Source organism: Tenacibaculum sp. Mcav3-52 (assembly GCF_022347665.1).
GTDB lineage: Bacteria > Bacteroidota > Bacteroidia > Flavobacteriales > Flavobacteriaceae > Polaribacter > Polaribacter mesophilus.
The window spans coordinates 108,212-124,050 of record NZ_JAKRGE010000002.1 but is presented as its reverse complement, the minus strand read 5'-3'; the positions used below and the strand labels follow the sequence as shown (position 1 = coordinate 124,050).

General features: G+C 32.0%; 16 protein-coding genes. 8 read left to right on the top strand and 8 right to left on the bottom strand.

What is annotated here, in order from left to right; translation table 11 throughout:
* Positions 1-226: 226 nt before the first annotated feature.
* Positions 227-1,312 carry an L-dopachrome tautomerase-related protein gene (locus MHM83_RS06600; RefSeq protein WP_239178923.1) on the bottom strand — a complete coding sequence of 362 codons (1,086 nt, stop codon included), beginning with the start codon at positions 1,310-1,312 and terminating at the stop codon, positions 227-229.
* Positions 1,313-1,323: 11 nt separating this feature from the next.
* Positions 1,324-1,836 (bottom strand): VOC family protein, encoded by a 513-nt coding sequence (locus tag MHM83_RS06595; protein ID WP_047789299.1) that lies wholly within the window; start codon positions 1,834-1,836, stop codon positions 1,324-1,326.
* Positions 1,837-1,999: 163 nt separating this feature from the next.
* On the opposite strand from MHM83_RS06595, the gene MHM83_RS06590 reads away from it, so the two are divergent.
* The 5 genes from MHM83_RS06590 (at position 2,000) to MHM83_RS06570 (ending at position 6,635) form a co-directional block, all read left to right on the top strand.
* Positions 2,000-2,572 (top strand): Crp/Fnr family transcriptional regulator, encoded by a 573-nt coding sequence (locus tag MHM83_RS06590; RefSeq protein WP_047789298.1) that lies wholly within the window; start codon positions 2,000-2,002, stop codon positions 2,570-2,572.
* Positions 2,573-2,694: 122 nt separating this feature from the next.
* Positions 2,695-3,447, top strand: a complete 753-nt coding sequence (locus MHM83_RS06585; RefSeq protein ID WP_159616078.1) for a type 1 glutamine amidotransferase domain-containing protein — start codon at positions 2,695-2,697, stop codon at positions 3,445-3,447.
* 2 nt (positions 3,448-3,449) lie between these two features.
* Positions 3,450-4,655, top strand: a complete 1,206-nt coding sequence (locus MHM83_RS06580) for an MFS transporter (protein WP_173360665.1) — start codon at positions 3,450-3,452, stop codon at positions 4,653-4,655.
* 4 nt (positions 4,656-4,659) lie between these two features.
* Complete coding sequence (locus MHM83_RS06575) at positions 4,660-5,598, top strand: aldo/keto reductase (protein WP_073181297.1); 939 nt, start codon at positions 4,660-4,662, stop codon at positions 5,596-5,598.
* A gap of 74 nt (positions 5,599-5,672) precedes the next feature.
* Positions 5,673-6,635: a TIGR03571 family LLM class oxidoreductase gene (locus MHM83_RS06570; protein WP_239178921.1), complete on the top strand. Its 963-nt coding sequence runs from the start codon at positions 5,673-5,675 to the stop codon at positions 6,633-6,635.
* On the opposite strand, the gene ribB is transcribed toward MHM83_RS06570, so the two are convergent.
* The 6 genes from ribB to tpx all read right to left on the bottom strand — a co-directional run bounded on the left by ribB (position 6,632) and on the right by tpx (position 13,390).
* Entirely contained in the window at positions 6,632-7,774 is a 1,143-nt protein-coding gene (gene ribB / locus MHM83_RS06565; protein WP_047789295.1) for a 3,4-dihydroxy-2-butanone-4-phosphate synthase, read from the bottom strand. The two genes, MHM83_RS06570 and ribB, sit on opposite strands and share 4 nt — an antisense overlap.
* Entirely contained in the window at positions 7,752-9,224 is a 1,473-nt protein-coding gene (locus MHM83_RS06560) for an LptF/LptG family permease (protein WP_239178919.1), read from the bottom strand. Before MHM83_RS06560 ends, ribB begins: the two co-directional genes overlap by 23 nt.
* Positions 9,225-9,316: 92 nt before the next feature.
* On the bottom strand, positions 9,317-9,970 hold the full coding sequence (locus MHM83_RS06555; RefSeq protein WP_047789293.1) for a LolA family protein: 654 nt from the start codon (positions 9,968-9,970) through the stop codon (positions 9,317-9,319).
* A 39-nt stretch (positions 9,971-10,009) separates the two neighbouring features.
* A complete protein-coding gene (locus tag MHM83_RS06550) occupies positions 10,010-12,478 on the bottom strand; it encodes a DNA translocase FtsK (RefSeq protein WP_047789292.1) in 2,469 nt (822 codons plus the stop codon).
* 27 nt (positions 12,479-12,505) lie between these two features.
* Positions 12,506-12,886 carry a diacylglycerol kinase family protein gene (locus tag MHM83_RS06545; RefSeq protein WP_047789291.1) on the bottom strand — a complete coding sequence of 127 codons (381 nt, stop codon included), beginning with the start codon at positions 12,884-12,886 and terminating at the stop codon, positions 12,506-12,508.
* 6 nt (positions 12,887-12,892) lie between these two features.
* Complete coding sequence (tpx, locus tag MHM83_RS06540; RefSeq protein ID WP_239178917.1) at positions 12,893-13,390, bottom strand: thiol peroxidase; 498 nt, start codon at positions 13,388-13,390, stop codon at positions 12,893-12,895.
* Positions 13,391-13,547: 157 nt separating this feature from the next.
* Between tpx and MHM83_RS06535 the strand changes: the two genes are divergently transcribed.
* The 3 genes from MHM83_RS06535 (at position 13,548) to MHM83_RS06525 (ending at position 15,837) form a co-directional block, all read left to right on the top strand.
* Positions 13,548-14,111: a fasciclin domain-containing protein gene (locus MHM83_RS06535; RefSeq protein ID WP_239178915.1), complete on the top strand. Its 564-nt coding sequence runs from the start codon at positions 13,548-13,550 to the stop codon at positions 14,109-14,111.
* A 126-nt stretch (positions 14,112-14,237) separates the two neighbouring features.
* Positions 14,238-15,626 carry an MATE family efflux transporter gene (locus tag MHM83_RS06530; protein ID WP_239178913.1) on the top strand — a complete coding sequence of 463 codons (1,389 nt, stop codon included), beginning with the start codon at positions 14,238-14,240 and terminating at the stop codon, positions 15,624-15,626.
* Positions 15,613-15,837, top strand: coding sequence for a hypothetical protein (locus tag MHM83_RS06525; protein WP_073181286.1), 225 nt, complete (start codon positions 15,613-15,615; stop codon positions 15,835-15,837). Before MHM83_RS06530 ends, MHM83_RS06525 begins: the two co-directional genes overlap by 14 nt.
* The last annotated feature ends 2 nt before the right edge of the window (positions 15,838-15,839 follow it).

Sequence of the window (15,839 nt, the reverse complement as noted above, 5' to 3'; positions counted from 1 at the left end):
TAGTTTACAATACTTTTTTATTTATTAAAAAAGTGTTTAGTGTATAGATGTCTCAAATGGACTTTGTAGTAATGTCTCAGTATAAAAAATCGGCTTAAAATTTCAAAAAACTTAAGCCGATTTTTTGTTTTAACGATTACAATGTTTGTCTATTTTCATAGGTGAATTATTTTTCATATTCACTTAGTAGACGATAATGCTTTAATAAAGATGTATTGATATTACATTATTTTGGCAATGCAATTTTATTAATGGTAAAATTTAGGTTACTGATATCGCCTGAGGCTTCATTAATTCTAGAATTGGTATAATACAAGTCTCCATCGTATATACTAAAAGTATCTGCCCATTTTACTTTTTCACCTTCTATTAAAGTTTTAATAGTACCATTTGGAGTAATATAATTAATTTTGTTGTGCTCTAAATCGCCATAATAAAGATTACCTTTTTGGTCAAAAATCATTCCATCTGGCGCAGACGTTTTAGCTTCAAATTTTACAGAAGCTTCTATTTTAGATTTGTCTTTTAAATTGAAACTATTTACTGGAATAGAGTACAAGCTATAACCTGAAAGTGCATGGTAAAATAAACGTTGATTTTTTTGGTCAAACGCAATTCCATCGGAATGCACAACGTTTTTCCAAACTGTGTTGTCAAACGTAAGTTCAGATACTTCAGCCATGGTACTTTTATGATTATCTAAAATACGGGTACTTTTTCCTGTGTTTAAATTTAAAGCGACTAATCCTGCGTGGTTAGAATCTGTAAGATATAGTTTGTTATTGGTCTTATCTACACGTAAATCGTTAATGTAAGAATCGGTATGATAGCTGTCCTTTTCTAATTTATACGTTTGCTCTAAAATATTAGTATTCAAGTTGAACATAAACACTCTAGGAGCATCTACAACACCATTAAATTTTGGGTTTCTCGTGTCTAAAATGTATAGTTTATCTTCAAAAGCAACAACAGATTGTACAGCAAGAAATTGATCTTCTTTTGGGTGTTCCTCTAGTTGCCAAAGATTCCAAACCTCGTTTGGGTAAGGTTTATACGAACCATCTTTAAACACTTCGACTACTGAATACTTTACTGAATCTCGCCATCTAGGAAAATTAGCAAATACACGACCGTCTTGAGTTACAGTAACTCCTGTAACTTGCTGCCCTTTAAAGCTAGCAATCTCTGTAATGTTTGATTTGTTTTCTGAAATAGATTGCTTGTTTTCAGGTTTTTTAGTTTCTCTTTTAGTTTCGTTTTTACAAGTAATAAGAGAGAAAATAGATAGCGATAGTATGAGTATTTTTTTCATTTTAAAATATTTTACTTTTCTTCATTAGCATAAGCACCAGAAGAATATGTTAACTCGTAGCTGTGTGTGTAAATTTCGAAAACAATTCCAAAAGGGTCTTCTACATAACACATTTTATAGGGTTTGTCGTTCGGATAATATTCTCTAATAGGCATACGTTGTTTTCCTCCAGCTGCAACTATTTTTTCAATTAAGCCTTCAATATTAGGATCTTGGATGCAAAAATGAAACAACCCTGTATTGAATGGGTTAAATTTTGGAGCTTCTTTTTTGCCGTGAGGAAAACTAAAAAGCTCAACACCTATTCCGTCAGAGGTTGCTAAATGGGCAATTTCAAAGGTTTCCCAATCGTCACCAAATACATCAATACACATTTGCCCTATGGCTGTATCAGTTTCTTTTTTTACTAGAGATGGAGGCATAATAGTATACCAGCCCATTACTTCTGAATAAAACTTAGCAGCTTTATTAATATCAGGTACTGTAATTCCAATATGAGAAAATCGTTTAGGATATGTTTTCATTGTTTTATAATTTATAAAGTTAATTGCAAAGGACAAAATTATTTTCTTTTTAGTATAAATTATATTAAAGTTCTGTGAAAAGTTATTAAACACTTTGTTTATATAAATAATGTGTTGTTTTTTGTATATAAACTCTATTGAAATTATTATTTAAATTTGTCGAATGCAAGATAAATATGAATTACTGAGGAGGCATTTTGAAGAAATTGTTAAGGTTACAGATGAGGAATGGAATATTATAAAACCTCATTTTCAATTTAAAAAACTTAAAAAGCACCAGTTTTTAATACAAACAGGACAACCAGTAGATTGTGAGTTTTGGATTATTAAAGGGCTCATAAAATCATATATTATAGATGAAAAAGGGCACGAGCATATTCTTCAATTTGCTATGGAAGAGTATTGGGTTAGTGATTATTATGCATTTCAGTATAAAGAGTTAGCGACAACTATAGTAGATTGTATTGAAGATTCAGAATTTTTCTGTTTATCATTTGAATCAAGAGAAATTATCTGCGAAAAAATTCCTGCAATAGCAAACTTTTTTAGGGTTAAATCTAATTACGGTTTTATTAACCTACAGCAACGAATTTTATCTTTATTAACTCAAACAGCTGAAGAACGTTATGATGCTCTATTATTTAAATTACCTAAGCTAGTACAACGCGTACCCAAAAAATTAATAGCAGCTTACTTAGGAGTTTCTAGAGAAACTTTAAGTCGTTTTAAAGGTTAAAAAATGATATACATCACATTTTTATATTGCGATACATCACTTTAAAATTGTGACATACATCCTCGTATATGCTAAGGTTTTCATTGAATTTTGTCTAAGAAATTTAAACAAAAAACAAAACAATGAAAACAAGATTTTATACATTCATACTTGCTTTATTTTTTAGCACTGCATTAATAGCACAAAAAAAACAAAACAAACCAAGCGTGTTAATGGTACTATCTAGTCACCAAGAATTAGGTAAAACCGGAAAAGAAACTGGCTACTATTTAAGTGAAGTTACGCATGCTTATGAGGTTTTTGAAGCTAATAATTATGAGATAACACTAGTTAGTCCAAAAGGAGGAAACCCGCCAGTAGATGGTTTTGATCTTAAGGATGAAGTGAATAATAAATATTGGAATGATGCAACATTTCAGAACAAACTTCAAAACACATTAAAAGCTTCAAAAGTAAAAGCTAAAGATTACGACGCTATTTATTATGCTGGTGGACATGGAACAATGTGGGATTTCCCAAGCAATAAAAAACTAGCAAAAATTGCTGCAAAAATTTACGAAAATGATGGTATTGTAGCAGCTGTTTGTCATGGTCCTTCGGCTTTAGTAAATATTAAATTATCTAATGGTAATTATTTAGTCGATGGTAAAACGGTAAGTGTATTTACAAATGAAGAAGAAGCCAATGTAAAATTGGAAAACGTTGTGCCATTTTTATTAGAAAACAAACTTATTGAACGTGGTGCGACTGTAGATAAAGCAGCTATGTGGCAAGAAAAAGTAAGCGTAGATGAGCGTTTAGTAACAGGTCAAAATCCTGCTTCTGCAAAATTAGCAGCAGAAAAAATTGTAGAACTTTTAAAGGCTAAACACTAAAAATGGAAACGCAAATAGGAACTTTAAAAGCAAAATCAAAACGTAAAAGCCTACCAGCTGCATTATGGGCATTAACCATAAGTGCATTTGGTATCGGTACTACAGAATTTGTTATTGTTGGCTTACTGCCAACAGTAGCAAACGATTTAAACACCTCAATATCCTCTGCAGGTTTATTAGTAAGTCTGTACGCCGTTGGCGTTGCAATTGGTGCGCCAGTATTAACCGCATTAACAAGTCAAATTGCAAGAAAACGACTGCTAATAGCCATAATGCTATTATTTATAATTGGTAACGGATTGGCAGCTATTGCACCTAGTTTTATCTTACTAATTTTAGCTAGAATCTTAACAGGTTTTGCACATGGTGTGTTTTTTTCAATAGGCTCAACAATTGCAGCTAGTTTAGTGCCGGAAGATAAACGTGCTTCTGCCATTTCTATAATGTTTGCAGGTTTAACTGTAGCAATCGTTACTGGTGTACCATTAGGAACCTATATAGGACAAAACTTTGGATGGCGTGCCACCTTTATAGGTGTTGCTATCTTAGGAATTATCGGTGCGGTAGCAAGTTACTTTTTGGTACCAGCGTCGATTAAAACATCAAAACCACTTCGTATTGTAGATCAGTTAAAAGTACTTAAAAACCGTTCTATTTTGCTGGTACTTTCTATCACAGCTTTAGGTTATGGTGGTACTTTTGTAACCTTTACCTATTTAGCTTCTTTATTAGAAGAAGTTACTGGTTTTTCAGCAAATATGACGAGTATTTTATTACTGGTTTACGGTATTGCAATTGCATTAGGTAATGTAATAGGCGGTAAAGTATCTAATAAAAAACCAGGGAAAGCCTTAATGGTTATGTTTGCCTTACAAGCTATAGTATTGTTAATACTTTATTTTACAGCATCTAGCCAAATATGGTCAGTGGTTACACTATTTTTTATGGGCATATTAGCCTTTTCTAACGTGCCAGCATTACAATTGTATGTAGTAAAAATGTCTGAAAAGTACTTGCCAGGTACCGAAGATGTTTCATCAGCTTTAAATATAGCAGCCTTTAATGTAGGTATTGCAATTGGTGCTTATGTTGGCGGACTTATTATTGAATCTTCACTTGGTGTTGGCGCAACACCTTGGGTAGGTAGTATATTAGTAATAGTCGGCTTTTTAATCACTTTGATTTTATACAAAAAAGAAAAACTTTAAAACAATGAAAACTTTACAATTTAGAAATAACGACGAAATGCCAATTTTAGGTCTTGGTACCTTTAGATCAGAACCTAACGAAGTGTACACGTCGGTATACGAAGCTATTAAAATAGGTTACCGACATATTGATTGTGCATCAGTATATGGTAACGAAAAAGAAGTAGGAAACGCTATCGCAGATGCCATTAAAGAAGGTATTGTTACACGTGAAGACCTATGGATTACTTCAAAATTATGGAGCGATTCTCATGGAAGAGAAAACGTTATTCCTGCGTTACAAAACACCTTAAACGATTTACAGTTAGAGTATTTAGATTTATACCTAATCCATTGGCCAATTGCCTTTAAAAAAGGTGTCGAGTTTCCTAAAACAGCAGAAGAATTTATTCCGCTTGAAGACCAACCACTTACAGACACTTGGAAAGGTATGGAAGATGCTTTAGAACAAGGCTTAGCTAAGCATATTGGGATGAGTAATTTCAACCAAAATGATTTAATAGATATTATTGATCATGCTAAACATTTACCAGAAATGCTTCAGGTAGAAGTGCATCCGTTTTTACAACAAAACGAACTGTTAGAATTCGCTAAAGCACATCGCATTCACATGACGGCTTATGCACCAATAGGTTCTGGTGCAAATGATGATGATGATTTAAATTTGTTGAAAAACAAGACTATTAACGATATTTCAACTGCTAATAACATGACTGCAGCACAGGTACTTTTAGCTTGGGATATACAACGTGGTGTTTCGGTAATACCAAAATCGGTTAACCCAAAACGCCTTCAAGAAAACTTTAATACTATTGCTTTTGAATTGAATGAAGACGATATGAAACGTATTGAAGCTTTAGATAAAAATCATCGTTTTATAGATGGTACTTTTTGGGAAGTTGAAAAAGGTCCGTATACAGCAGAGGGTATCTGGAATGACTAAGAACAAAACTACATCAGACATGTTTACTTATTTAAGTTTTAAACTGTTTGATGTAGTTCAATTTTTTTAATTTTATGAAAAATTTTGATAAACTATACAAACCAGGTAAAATGACGCTTGGTATTGAATTTCCTTTAGATAACGATTGGTCTTTAGAAGGCGATAAAAAACGAAAGGAAGATGGCAGACCATTTGGTGTGCCAGATATTAGTAAGCATTTACAGTACGTTAAACAAATTGATAAGGCTGGTTTTGCTACAGTTTGGATTAGAGAAGTACCAGTTTACGATCCTAATTTTGGTGATGGCGCACAGTTATTTGACACCTTAAGTTATTTAGGGTATTTATCTGCCGCAACTAAAAATGTGTTGTTAGGTACAGCCGCAATAGTTTCTCCATTACATCAACCTATAAAACTAGCAAAAGCAACCGCTACGATAGAACATCTAAGTGACAGCCGACTTATTTTAGGCTTAGGTTTGGGTGATAGACCTGTTGAGTTTCCAATGTATGGTATCGATTATCAAGAGCGACCAAAATTGTTTAAAGATCATCTAAATATTATGCAAGAAGCTTGGAAAACCAACAGTGATTTATCGGCCATATATCCGTTTTTAAATAAAGGTGTTGCGGTATACCCGAAGCCAAAACATCAAATTCCGCTAGTCGTTGCTGGACATTCCGGACAAAGTCTTGAGTGGATTGCCAAAAATGCCAATGGTTGGTTTAATTATCCAAGAACACCTGAAGAAACCTATTTAAACCGTAAACGATGGTGCGAAGCATTATACGATACAGATCAAGCCTGCAAACCTTATATTTCGGCATTTCATTTAAATCTGTTACAAGATGATAATACTATGTTTAAACCACATCGTTTTGGTGGTTCAGTTGGTATTAATCATTTAACTGAATTACTAAAAGCTTACGAAGACGCCGGTGTAAACCATATGGCCTTACATTTACGAAAGTCAGACACATCTTTAGGTGAGGCGATTTCAAAAATTGAAACAGTAGTTCTTCCTAATTTTTATTAATAATTTACATAATCAACAATTTCTAGCCCGTAACCAATCATACCTACACGTTTAGTTTGTTTAGTATTAGAAACCAAACGTAGTTTATGAATGTGTAAATCGTGTAAAATTTGTGCACCAATACCAAAGTCTTTGTTGTCCATGACTACATTAGGAGCTTTCATTTCACCTTTTGTTTGGTTCTCTTTTAAAATGCGAAGTCTATTTAAAAGGTTTAATGCTTGCATTTGTTGGTTAATAAATAATATAGCGCCTCTACCTTCATCATTAATAACTTTGAACATTTGATCTAATTTTTTGTCAGCATTATTGGTTAAGGTTCCTAAGATATCATTGTTAACTAAAGTAGAATTAACACGAGTTAAAATAGGCTCATTTTTACTCCAAGTACCTTTGGTTAGGGCAATGTGTACTTGGTTATTAGTAGTTTGTTTATATGCACGAAGGCGGAAATCACCAAAACGAGTTTGAATGTTAAAATCTTCTTTCTTTTCAATTAACGAGTCGTGCTCCATTCTATAAGCAACTAAATCTTCAATAGAAACAATTTTTAAATCAAATTTCTTAGCAACTTTCATTAGTTGAGGCAAGCGTGCCATGGTACCGTCTTCATTCATAATTTCAACGATAACGCCAGCAGGCTCTAAACCAGCTAAACGAGCAAAATCTATAGCAGCTTCTGTATGACCGGTTCTACGTAATACACCTCCGTTTTTAGCTTTTAAAGGAAAAATATGCCCTGGTCTAGCTAAATCAAAAGGTTTTGTATCAGAATTAATTAAAGCTTGTACAGTTTTAGCTCTATCAGAAGCAGAAATACCTGTAGTAACACCATTTCCACGTAAGTCAACCGATACAGTAAAAGCAGTTTCCATAGGGTCGGTATTGTTACTAACCATCATTCCTAACTCTAATTCTTTACAACGAGTTTCAGTAAGAGGGGTACAAATTAACCCACGACCATGAGTTGCCATAAAGTTGATCATTTCTGGGGTGATTTTTTCTGCAGCTGCTAAAAAGTCACCTTCATTTTCACGATCTTCATCATCAACTACGATAATAACTTTACCGTTTTTTATATCTTCAATAGCTTCTTCAATTGTGTTTAATTGAATATTAGTTGGTGTTTGTGTTGTCATTATGTTGCGGTTTTCTCTTTTTAGAGAATAAGTTTTTTACAAAGTTTCGTATTGGAGCAAAAAAGCTATTAACATCAAAAAGACCTTTATCTTTGGTAGCTCTAACTGTTAAAATAATAGCCAAAGGTAGCATTAAAAATACACTTAGCCAAGAGCCAGTAATAGCTGTAAGTGAGCTTTCTTCTGCTAGGTTTCTTCCGAAGGTATTGGAGAAAAAATATAGTACATAAATGGCAATTGCCAAAATCATAGGTAAGCCCATTCCTCCTTTTCTAATAATAGAACCTAAGGGAGCACCAATAAAGAAAAGTAATAAACAAGAAAGAGAAAAGGCCATACGATTAAAAAACTCTATATCATATAAATTTAAATATTTTCGTTTGTTTTTTAAGATGTCTTTGTTGGATTTATTATTGTTGATTGTACGTTCTAATTTAGAGGTAGCTACCGAAAGAATATTTTGCTTTTCTTTTAATTCAAAGTTTTCAAGAATGTCTAGAGAAAGGTTTTTGTTTATTAATGAGTCAGGGTGTTGGTATAAATCTTCTACATCAATACTTAAAAACAAGTTTTTAGCTCTACTACTAACAAAAGCATCATAATTTTGTTTCATTGTTGGCAAAGTGTCTTTTAACTGAGCCAAACTTAACATATTGTAATTTGTTTTATACTTTTCATCTTCCAAACCATCATCATTAAATGAAGAGATATCAATGTTAATAGTATATTCTTTAAAAGTTGCGTAGGAAGCTGGCATTTTTTCTCGCTCTTTATAAGAAGCTCCGTTTTTCAAATGATGTTCAAAATAATGTCCATTTTTTAAAACCAATGTCATATAACGACTACCTTCTTCTGAAAGAATTTCACCACGTTCTGCAGTAATTATTTTATTGTTTCCTTTTTTAGAAGATAAGTCGTAAATCATCACTTCTTTTAAAAGGTTATCATCTTTACCGTACTTTTCTTTAAATTTTATTTGAAAATTAGGGATTTCAGTGTTAAAACTTCCTGCAACTAATGCTATTGCAGGTTGTTTCTTTTTAATGTTTACCTTCATGTTTAATTGCTTAAGCATTGCGTATGGGTATACATAGTTAAGAAACAAAAAGTTAATACTACTTAAAAAAATAGCTAAGAAAACAATAGGGCGTACCATACGCTGTAAAGACACACCTGCAGATTTTGCTGCAGCAAATTCATAATTTTCAGATAAACTACCCAGTGTCATAATAGAAGATAATAAAACACCAATAGGTAAAGCTTGAGGGGTGACAATAAGAGTTGTGTACCACAAGAATTTTAAAATAATTCCTGCGCTAATACCTTTACCAGCAAAATTATCAAAAGCTAACCATAATACTTGCATTACTAATACAAACAAAATGATAAAGAAGGTTGCTAAAAAAGGAACTAAGAAGCTTTTTAATATATATCTGTCTAATGTTTTCACAGATGCAAAGGTAGTAGGTTAGTGGCATATAAACACAAAAGTTTTGTTAATGATTTTTGAGCAAATCAGTAACAAAACTTTTATGTAATTTTTTAGTCGATATAATATCCTTGCTTAGCATACTTAGTTCTATCAAAAGAAAAAAGTTGAGCAGATATAGGTTGGTTGCTTTTAAATTTAGTAATTGTAAAAGTAGTTTCAGCTCCGTTAGAGCCTATTTGGGTAAGTTTATAAATATGTTTTGTTTTAGCATCGATACCTAATTGAACTTTTACAATATCAGAGTTACTATCAATAGGAGTAAGGTCTATGTACTGAACTTTACGTCCATTACTGTTTTTTAATGCCCCCATTTGGTAATTATAACCTTCTTTGTAAAAAGTTAATAATTTAGAAGGGTAAATAAAGCCATCTTCTTCATCTAAATTACCATTGTTAATACTAACTTCCTTTTCATCTTGGTTAATAACAACTAATTTTTTTCCATCAAAAATAAAGGTGTTTCCAAGATAGTCTAGGTTATATTTTTCACCAGAGAGTGTAATTTCTCCTCTTATTGGAGGGTCATTTGTGATACCCGCTTCTTTGTTAATTAAAGAAGAATTAAAACCTATAACCATGTTTCTGTAGGTACCCATTTTATTTGAAACTTCATCTAACAGTTTTTTTGCTTCAGAAGAATCTGTTTGTCCCATAGCACTAATGCTAATACATAATCCAATAAATAATAATCCTATTTTTTTCATCGTCTTTCTTATTTCCACTTTCGGAATAGTTTATAATTATTAATTCTTTTCACTTTCTAATAATTGCTCTAAAGCAATTAAGTCTGGTACAAGTACTTGTCGTGCTTTGCTACCTTCGAAAGGACCTACAATACCAGCGGCTTCTAATTGATCTATTAACCTACCTGCTCGGTTGTAACCTAACTTCAATTTACGTTGCAATAACGATGCCGAACCTTGTTGTGCAGTAACAATAACTTCAGCTGCTTCTTTGAACAGTTTATCTCTGTCTGCAATATCAACATCAAGATTTGTGCCACCTTCTTCGCCAACATATTCCGGAAGTAAATAGGCTTCTGGATATGCACGTTGGGAACCAATAAAATCGGTGATTTTTTCTACTTCAGGTGTATCTACGAAAGCACACTGAATTCGAGTAATATCATTTCCTCCAGAATACAATAAGTCACCTCTACCAATTAATTGGTCTGCTCCTGGGGCATCTAAAATAGTTCTCGAGTCAATTTTTGAAGTTACTCTAAAAGCAATTCTAGAAGGGAAGTTTGCTTTTATAATACCTGTAATTACATTAACCGATGGACGCTGAGTTGCCACAATTAAATGAATACCGATGGCACGTGCTAATTGAGCTAAACGAGCAATAGGGGTTTCTACTTCTTTTCCAGCGGTCATAATCAAATCAGCAAATTCGTCAATTACTAATACAATATAAGGTAAAAAGCGATGTCCGTTTTCAGGATTTAGTTTACGAGCCTTAAACTTAGCGTTGTATTCTTTAATGTTACGAACCATGGCATTTTTAAGCAAGTCGTAACGATTATCCATTTCAATACATAAAGAGTTTAAAGTGTTAACTACTTTGGTAGTATCTGTAATAATAGCATCAGAATCATCTGGTAATTTCGCTAAGTAATGACGCTCTATTTTATTGAATAGTGTTAATTCTACTTTTTTAGGATCAACTAATACAAACTTTACTTCAGCTGGATGTTTTTTGTATAGAAGTGATGTTAAAATAGCATTCAATCCTACTGATTTACCTTGTCCTGTAGCACCTGCCATAAGTAAGTGAGGCATTTTAGCTAAATCGATAACAAAGGTTTCGTTTGAAATAGTTTTACCTAAAGCAATAGGAAGTTGCATAGGTGATTCTTGAAACTTTTTTGAAGCAATTACCGAATGCATAGACACGATAGTTGCTTTTTTATTAGGTACTTCAATACCAATGGTTCCTTTACCTGGAATAGGAGCAATAATACGTATTCCTAAAGCTGAAAGTGATAAAGCAATATCGTCTTCTAGGTTTTTAATTTTTGAAATACGAACTCCAGCTTCAGGTACAATTTCATATAAGGTAATTGTTGGGCCAACAGTTGCTTTTATTTGTGCAATACCAATTTTGTAGTTTTTTAAAGTTTCTACGATTTGATTTTTCTTAGCTTCAAGTTCGGTAGGGTCAACAGAAATACTTTCGTTATATTCTTTTAGTAAGTTAAAAGAAGGGAATTTAAAATTTCCTAGCTCTAAGGTAGGGTCAAACTCGCCAAAATCTTTGAGTAATTGATCTGATAAGTTTTCAGAGACACTTTTTTCTTCTGCAATTTTTTCAATAGCAACTTCTACTTCTTTTTTACTGTCTTCTAATATATCTATCGTAGGCTCGTTAGTTTGAGTAATATCTAAAGAAATTTCTTCTTTCTTTTCGTTATTTGAAGTTTCATCAACACCAGAATAGTTAGAAATGGTTGGTTGTAAATTTTCTAGAGATAGTTCAAAGTCTGATTTATCTTTCTTTGCTTCTTCAGTTTTAGCTTCTTCAGAATTGATGTTAACATCAGTATCATTTACAATTGTAGAGTCATCTCTGTTAACTTTAGGAGTATCTTTTATAGCGTTAGCTTTTTTCTCTTTATTAACTTTTACCTTTTCACTAATTGTCTCAGGAGTAATACTAAAGCGTATAATTAAATAAGCAACTAAAAAGAAAATAAGCAAAATAGCTAGCCCTGTTTTACCTATGAAAGTTTGTAAATATTCATTTAATTCAAAACCAATAACTCCTGATAAAAGGGCATGTTTTTTTTCAAAAAAACCCAGAGTTATTGCAAACCATAACATAATAAGAATAGCCCAGTTCCAAGAGGTTATAATTCTTTTTAGATTGGTTTGAAGTAAAATTCTAGATCCTGTTAAAAACAATGTTATAGGTATAATAAAAGCTCCTAAACCAAAACCGTCGTATACAAGAAAGTTACTGAGTTTAGCACCTATTTTTCCTAATAAATTTTTAGTAGGAATTGTTCTGTCTGCAAATTGACTAAGTGTGCTTTGATCTTCTTGCCAAGAGAAGAAAAAAGAAATAAAAGCAACGGTTAAAAATATAGAAAACAGTAATAGAAAAAAACCTAGAATAGTTTGGTTTTGTCTATTTGAAAAAAAGGTTTTAGCCTTTTTAATGATAGAAGTTTTTGGCTGTTTTTTTTGAACAGTTGTCTTTTTTTTTGCCATGTATTTTTGTTAGGAATAAATTGAACGCTACAATATAGCTATTATTTTAGGAAGGTAAATTACTCCAGCAATAATTAACGATACAAGAGCTGCAAATGCAGGAGCACCAGCAGCAATATCTTTAATGAAACCTATTTTTTTATGGTAATTTGGATGTATAAAATCAGCTACTTTTTCTATGGCAGTATTTAGAGCTTCAGCAACTAAAACAACTCCTATAGCTAACACTTGAACTATCCATTCGGTTGCAGATATGTTAAAGTAAAAACCTAGGAAAACAGCAATTAAAGCAAATGTAAGTTGAGCCTTTATGCTATCTTCTGTAGTTATTAATAACCACATTCCCTTTACTGCAAATTTAATACTACGTATGCGTCCCTTTAAAAAGCCGTCATTCGGGTTCTTCATATATTCTTAAAGAGCTTTTAACGCAGCTTCATAATTAGGTTCGTCTACAGTTTCGTTTACTTGTTCTGTATAGGTTACAGTACCATTTTCATCAATAATAACAATAGAGCGAGAATGTAAGCCTGCTAAAGGTCCTGTAACAATTTCCAATCCATAGTCTTTGCCAAATCTACCAGCAGCAAAATCAGATAACATTACTACATTTTCAATACCTTCAGCACCACAAAAACGATCTTGAGCAAAAGGTAAGTCTCTAGAAATACATAAAACTTTAGTATTTTCTAAATTGGCTGCTTTTTTGTTGAATTCTCTAACAGAGGTAGCACAAGTACCTGTATCAACACTTGGGAAAATATTTAAAATTAATCTAGTACCATTAAAGTAATCTAATTTTTTAATAGATAAATCGGTTGCAACTAATGAAAAATCAATTGCTTTAGTTCCTATTTTAGGTAGGTTACCTATTGTTTCAATAGGGCTCCCTTTTAGTGTTATTGATGCCATTTTATATGTGTTTTAGGAAAATCAAAAATAAGAATAATTAAATAACTTATAAGAATATTCTAAGTTTTCCTTAGAGACTTAATTTCTTATAAAACCAAAAGACAATCTTTTTCGTAGGTATGATTAAATAGAAATATTAATTTAAAAATCATTATTTATGAAAACCTTAAACTTTTTAAAAATAACCGTTTTAGTAGTCGCTTTATTAACCAGCTATAGTATTACGGCACAAGAAAAAACAAAAATGGTTGGAGGTGCAGAAATGTATCCATCAAAAAACATTGTACAAAATGCTGTAAACTCTAAAGATCATACAACATTGGTAGCCGCTGTAAAAGCAGCAAACTTAGTAGATGTTTTATCAAGCAAAGGATCTTTTACAGTTTTTGCTCCTGTAAATAAGGCTTTTGATAAACTTCCAGAAGGAGTAGTAGAATCATTATTGAAACCAGAAAATAAAATGAAGTTACAGACCATTTTGAAGTATCATGTTGTTGCTGGTAAATGGAGTGCAAACGAACTAGTGAAATTAATAGAAGATAAAGGAGGTAAGGTTTCTATAGAAACTGTTAGCGGAGGTAAAATCACAGCATGGATGAAAGGAAAAAATGTTTATATATCTGATGCAAATGGAGGTAAAGCAAAGGTTACTATTGCAGATGTAAATCAATCTAATGGAGTAATTCATGTAATTAATAGCGTTTTATTACCAAAATCATAAAGATTAGAATATAGTGTAATTATTTGATGTTATAAAAACCGCTTTTTTAAGCGGTTTTTATTTTGTCATAACCCTGTATTATTTTAGATAACAGTTGTATTTTTGCAAGCTGAAAAGAGTACTAAATTGAACATTAAGCAATATACATCAGAATTTAAATATAACTTAAAACTTGCAGCTCCTGTAATGTTAGGTATGTTGGGACATACTTTTGTGAGTTTTATAGATAATATAATGGTAGGGCAATTAGGAACTGCTGAGTTGGCAGCAGTTTCATTAGGAAATAGCTTTATGTTTATAGCTATGTCTTTAGGTATTGGTTTTTCTACCGCAATAACTCCTTTAATTGCTGAAGCAGATTCTTCAAATAATTTTACGCAAGCAAAATCTACTTTTAAGCATGGACTTTTTTTATGCACTATGATGGGGCTTGTACTGTTTTTAGCTGTTTTCTTTTCGAAGCCGTTAATGTATTTAATGAAACAACCTATAGAAGTAGTTGAGTTAGCGATTCCATATTTAGATTTGGTAGCCTTTTCATTAATTCCGATGATTATTTTTCAGGCATTTAAACAGTTTAGCGATGGAATGTCGATGACACGTTACCCTATGTATGCAACATTAATAGCTAATGTGTTAAACGTGCTACTTAATTACTTACTTATTTATGGAAAGTTTGGTTTTCCAGAGTTAGGAATAGTAGGAGCTGCTTATGGAACATTACTTTCAAGGTTTGTAATGGTAGTATATCTGTGGTGGTTGTTAAGTAAAAAGGAACGTTCAAAACGCTTGGTAACCAATATTAAGTTTTTTGTTTTAGATACTTTGATGATTCGAAAAATATTAAATTTAGGTACACCAAGTGCTATGCAAATGTTTTTTGAAGTAGCTATTTTTACGGCAGCAATTTGGTTAAGTGGATTGTTAGGTAAAAACCCTCAAGCAGCAAATCAAATAGCATTGAATTTATCTTCTATGACATTTATGGTAGCAACCGGATTAAGTGTTGCTTCTATGATTAGAGTGGGGAATCAAAAAGGATTAAAAAATTATAAAGAATTACGAAGAATAGCGTTTTCAATCTTTTTTTTAGGAACAATATTAGCGGTTGTATTTGCTACTTTCTTCTTTGTTTTTCATAAATCATTACCAAATTTATATGTTGATTTAAGCGATGCTGAAAATTATGCAGATAATATGGAGGTAATGAGTATAGCAGCAAACTTATTAATTGCTGCCGCAATTTTTCAGATTAGTGATAGTATACAAGTTGTAATGTTAGGTGCTTTACGTGGTTTACAAGATGTTAAAATACCTACATTAATAACTTTTATATCGTATTGGATAGTTGGTTTTCCGATTAGCTTTTTCTTTGGAGCAAAAGATATGTATGGTAGCTTTGGTATTTGGTTAGGATTACTAGCAGGATTAACTACAGCGTCAATCTTATTATTTATACGATTTAACAAATTAACTATCAAACTTATTAAAACAAAACACTATGAACTTACCTAAATTTTTATTAGCAGATAATAGTAAACACCCAGAAGATATTTTCGTTTTGCATACTGAATATCCTCGTTTTTTAATTAATTTAAAAGACGATGAAGTTGAATGGTTTGAAGATTTATCAAATGAAAATGAACAAGATTTAGCTAATGAGTTAGAAAGCTTAATTGAAGCTGCAGGATTGTTTTATGATGCAGAAATGGAAGGGTTAGATTAAAA

What these genes read in the sequence shown, in the direction of transcription:
- MHM83_RS06580 (WP_173360665.1), top strand. Translation starts at nt 3,450, where the DNA reads ATGGAAACGCAAATAGGAACTTTAAAAGCAAAATCAAAACGTAAAAGC.
- MHM83_RS06570 (WP_239178921.1), top strand. Translation starts at nt 5,673, where the DNA reads ATGAAAAATTTTGATAAACTATACAAACCAGGTAAAATGACGCTTGGT.
- MHM83_RS06545 (WP_047789291.1), bottom strand. Translation starts at nt 12,886, where the DNA reads ATGAAGAACCCGAATGACGGCTTTTTAAAGGGACGCATACGTAGTATT.
- MHM83_RS06555 (WP_047789293.1), bottom strand. Translation starts at nt 9,970, where the DNA reads ATGAAAAAAATAGGATTATTATTTATTGGATTATGTATTAGCATTAGT.
- MHM83_RS06535 (WP_239178915.1), top strand. Translation starts at nt 13,548, where the DNA reads ATGAAAACCTTAAACTTTTTAAAAATAACCGTTTTAGTAGTCGCTTTA.
- MHM83_RS06525 (WP_073181286.1), top strand. Translation starts at nt 15,613, where the DNA reads ATGAACTTACCTAAATTTTTATTAGCAGATAATAGTAAACACCCAGAA.
- MHM83_RS06595 (WP_047789299.1), bottom strand. Translation starts at nt 1,836, where the DNA reads ATGAAAACATATCCTAAACGATTTTCTCATATTGGAATTACAGTACCT.
- MHM83_RS06600 (WP_239178923.1), bottom strand. Translation starts at nt 1,312, where the DNA reads ATGAAAAAAATACTCATACTATCGCTATCTATTTTCTCTCTTATTACT.
- tpx (WP_239178917.1), bottom strand. Translation starts at nt 13,390, where the DNA reads ATGGCATCAATAACACTAAAAGGGAGCCCTATTGAAACAATAGGTAAC.
- ribB (WP_047789295.1), bottom strand. Translation starts at nt 7,774, where the DNA reads ATGACAACACAAACACCAACTAATATTCAATTAAACACAATTGAAGAA.
- MHM83_RS06550 (WP_047789292.1), bottom strand. Translation starts at nt 12,478, where the DNA reads ATGGCAAAAAAAAAGACAACTGTTCAAAAAAAACAGCCAAAAACTTCT.
- MHM83_RS06575 (WP_073181297.1), top strand. Translation starts at nt 4,660, where the DNA reads ATGAAAACTTTACAATTTAGAAATAACGACGAAATGCCAATTTTAGGT.
- MHM83_RS06585 (WP_159616078.1), top strand. Translation starts at nt 2,695, where the DNA reads ATGAAAACAAGATTTTATACATTCATACTTGCTTTATTTTTTAGCACT.
- MHM83_RS06590 (WP_047789298.1), top strand. Translation starts at nt 2,000, where the DNA reads ATGCAAGATAAATATGAATTACTGAGGAGGCATTTTGAAGAAATTGTT.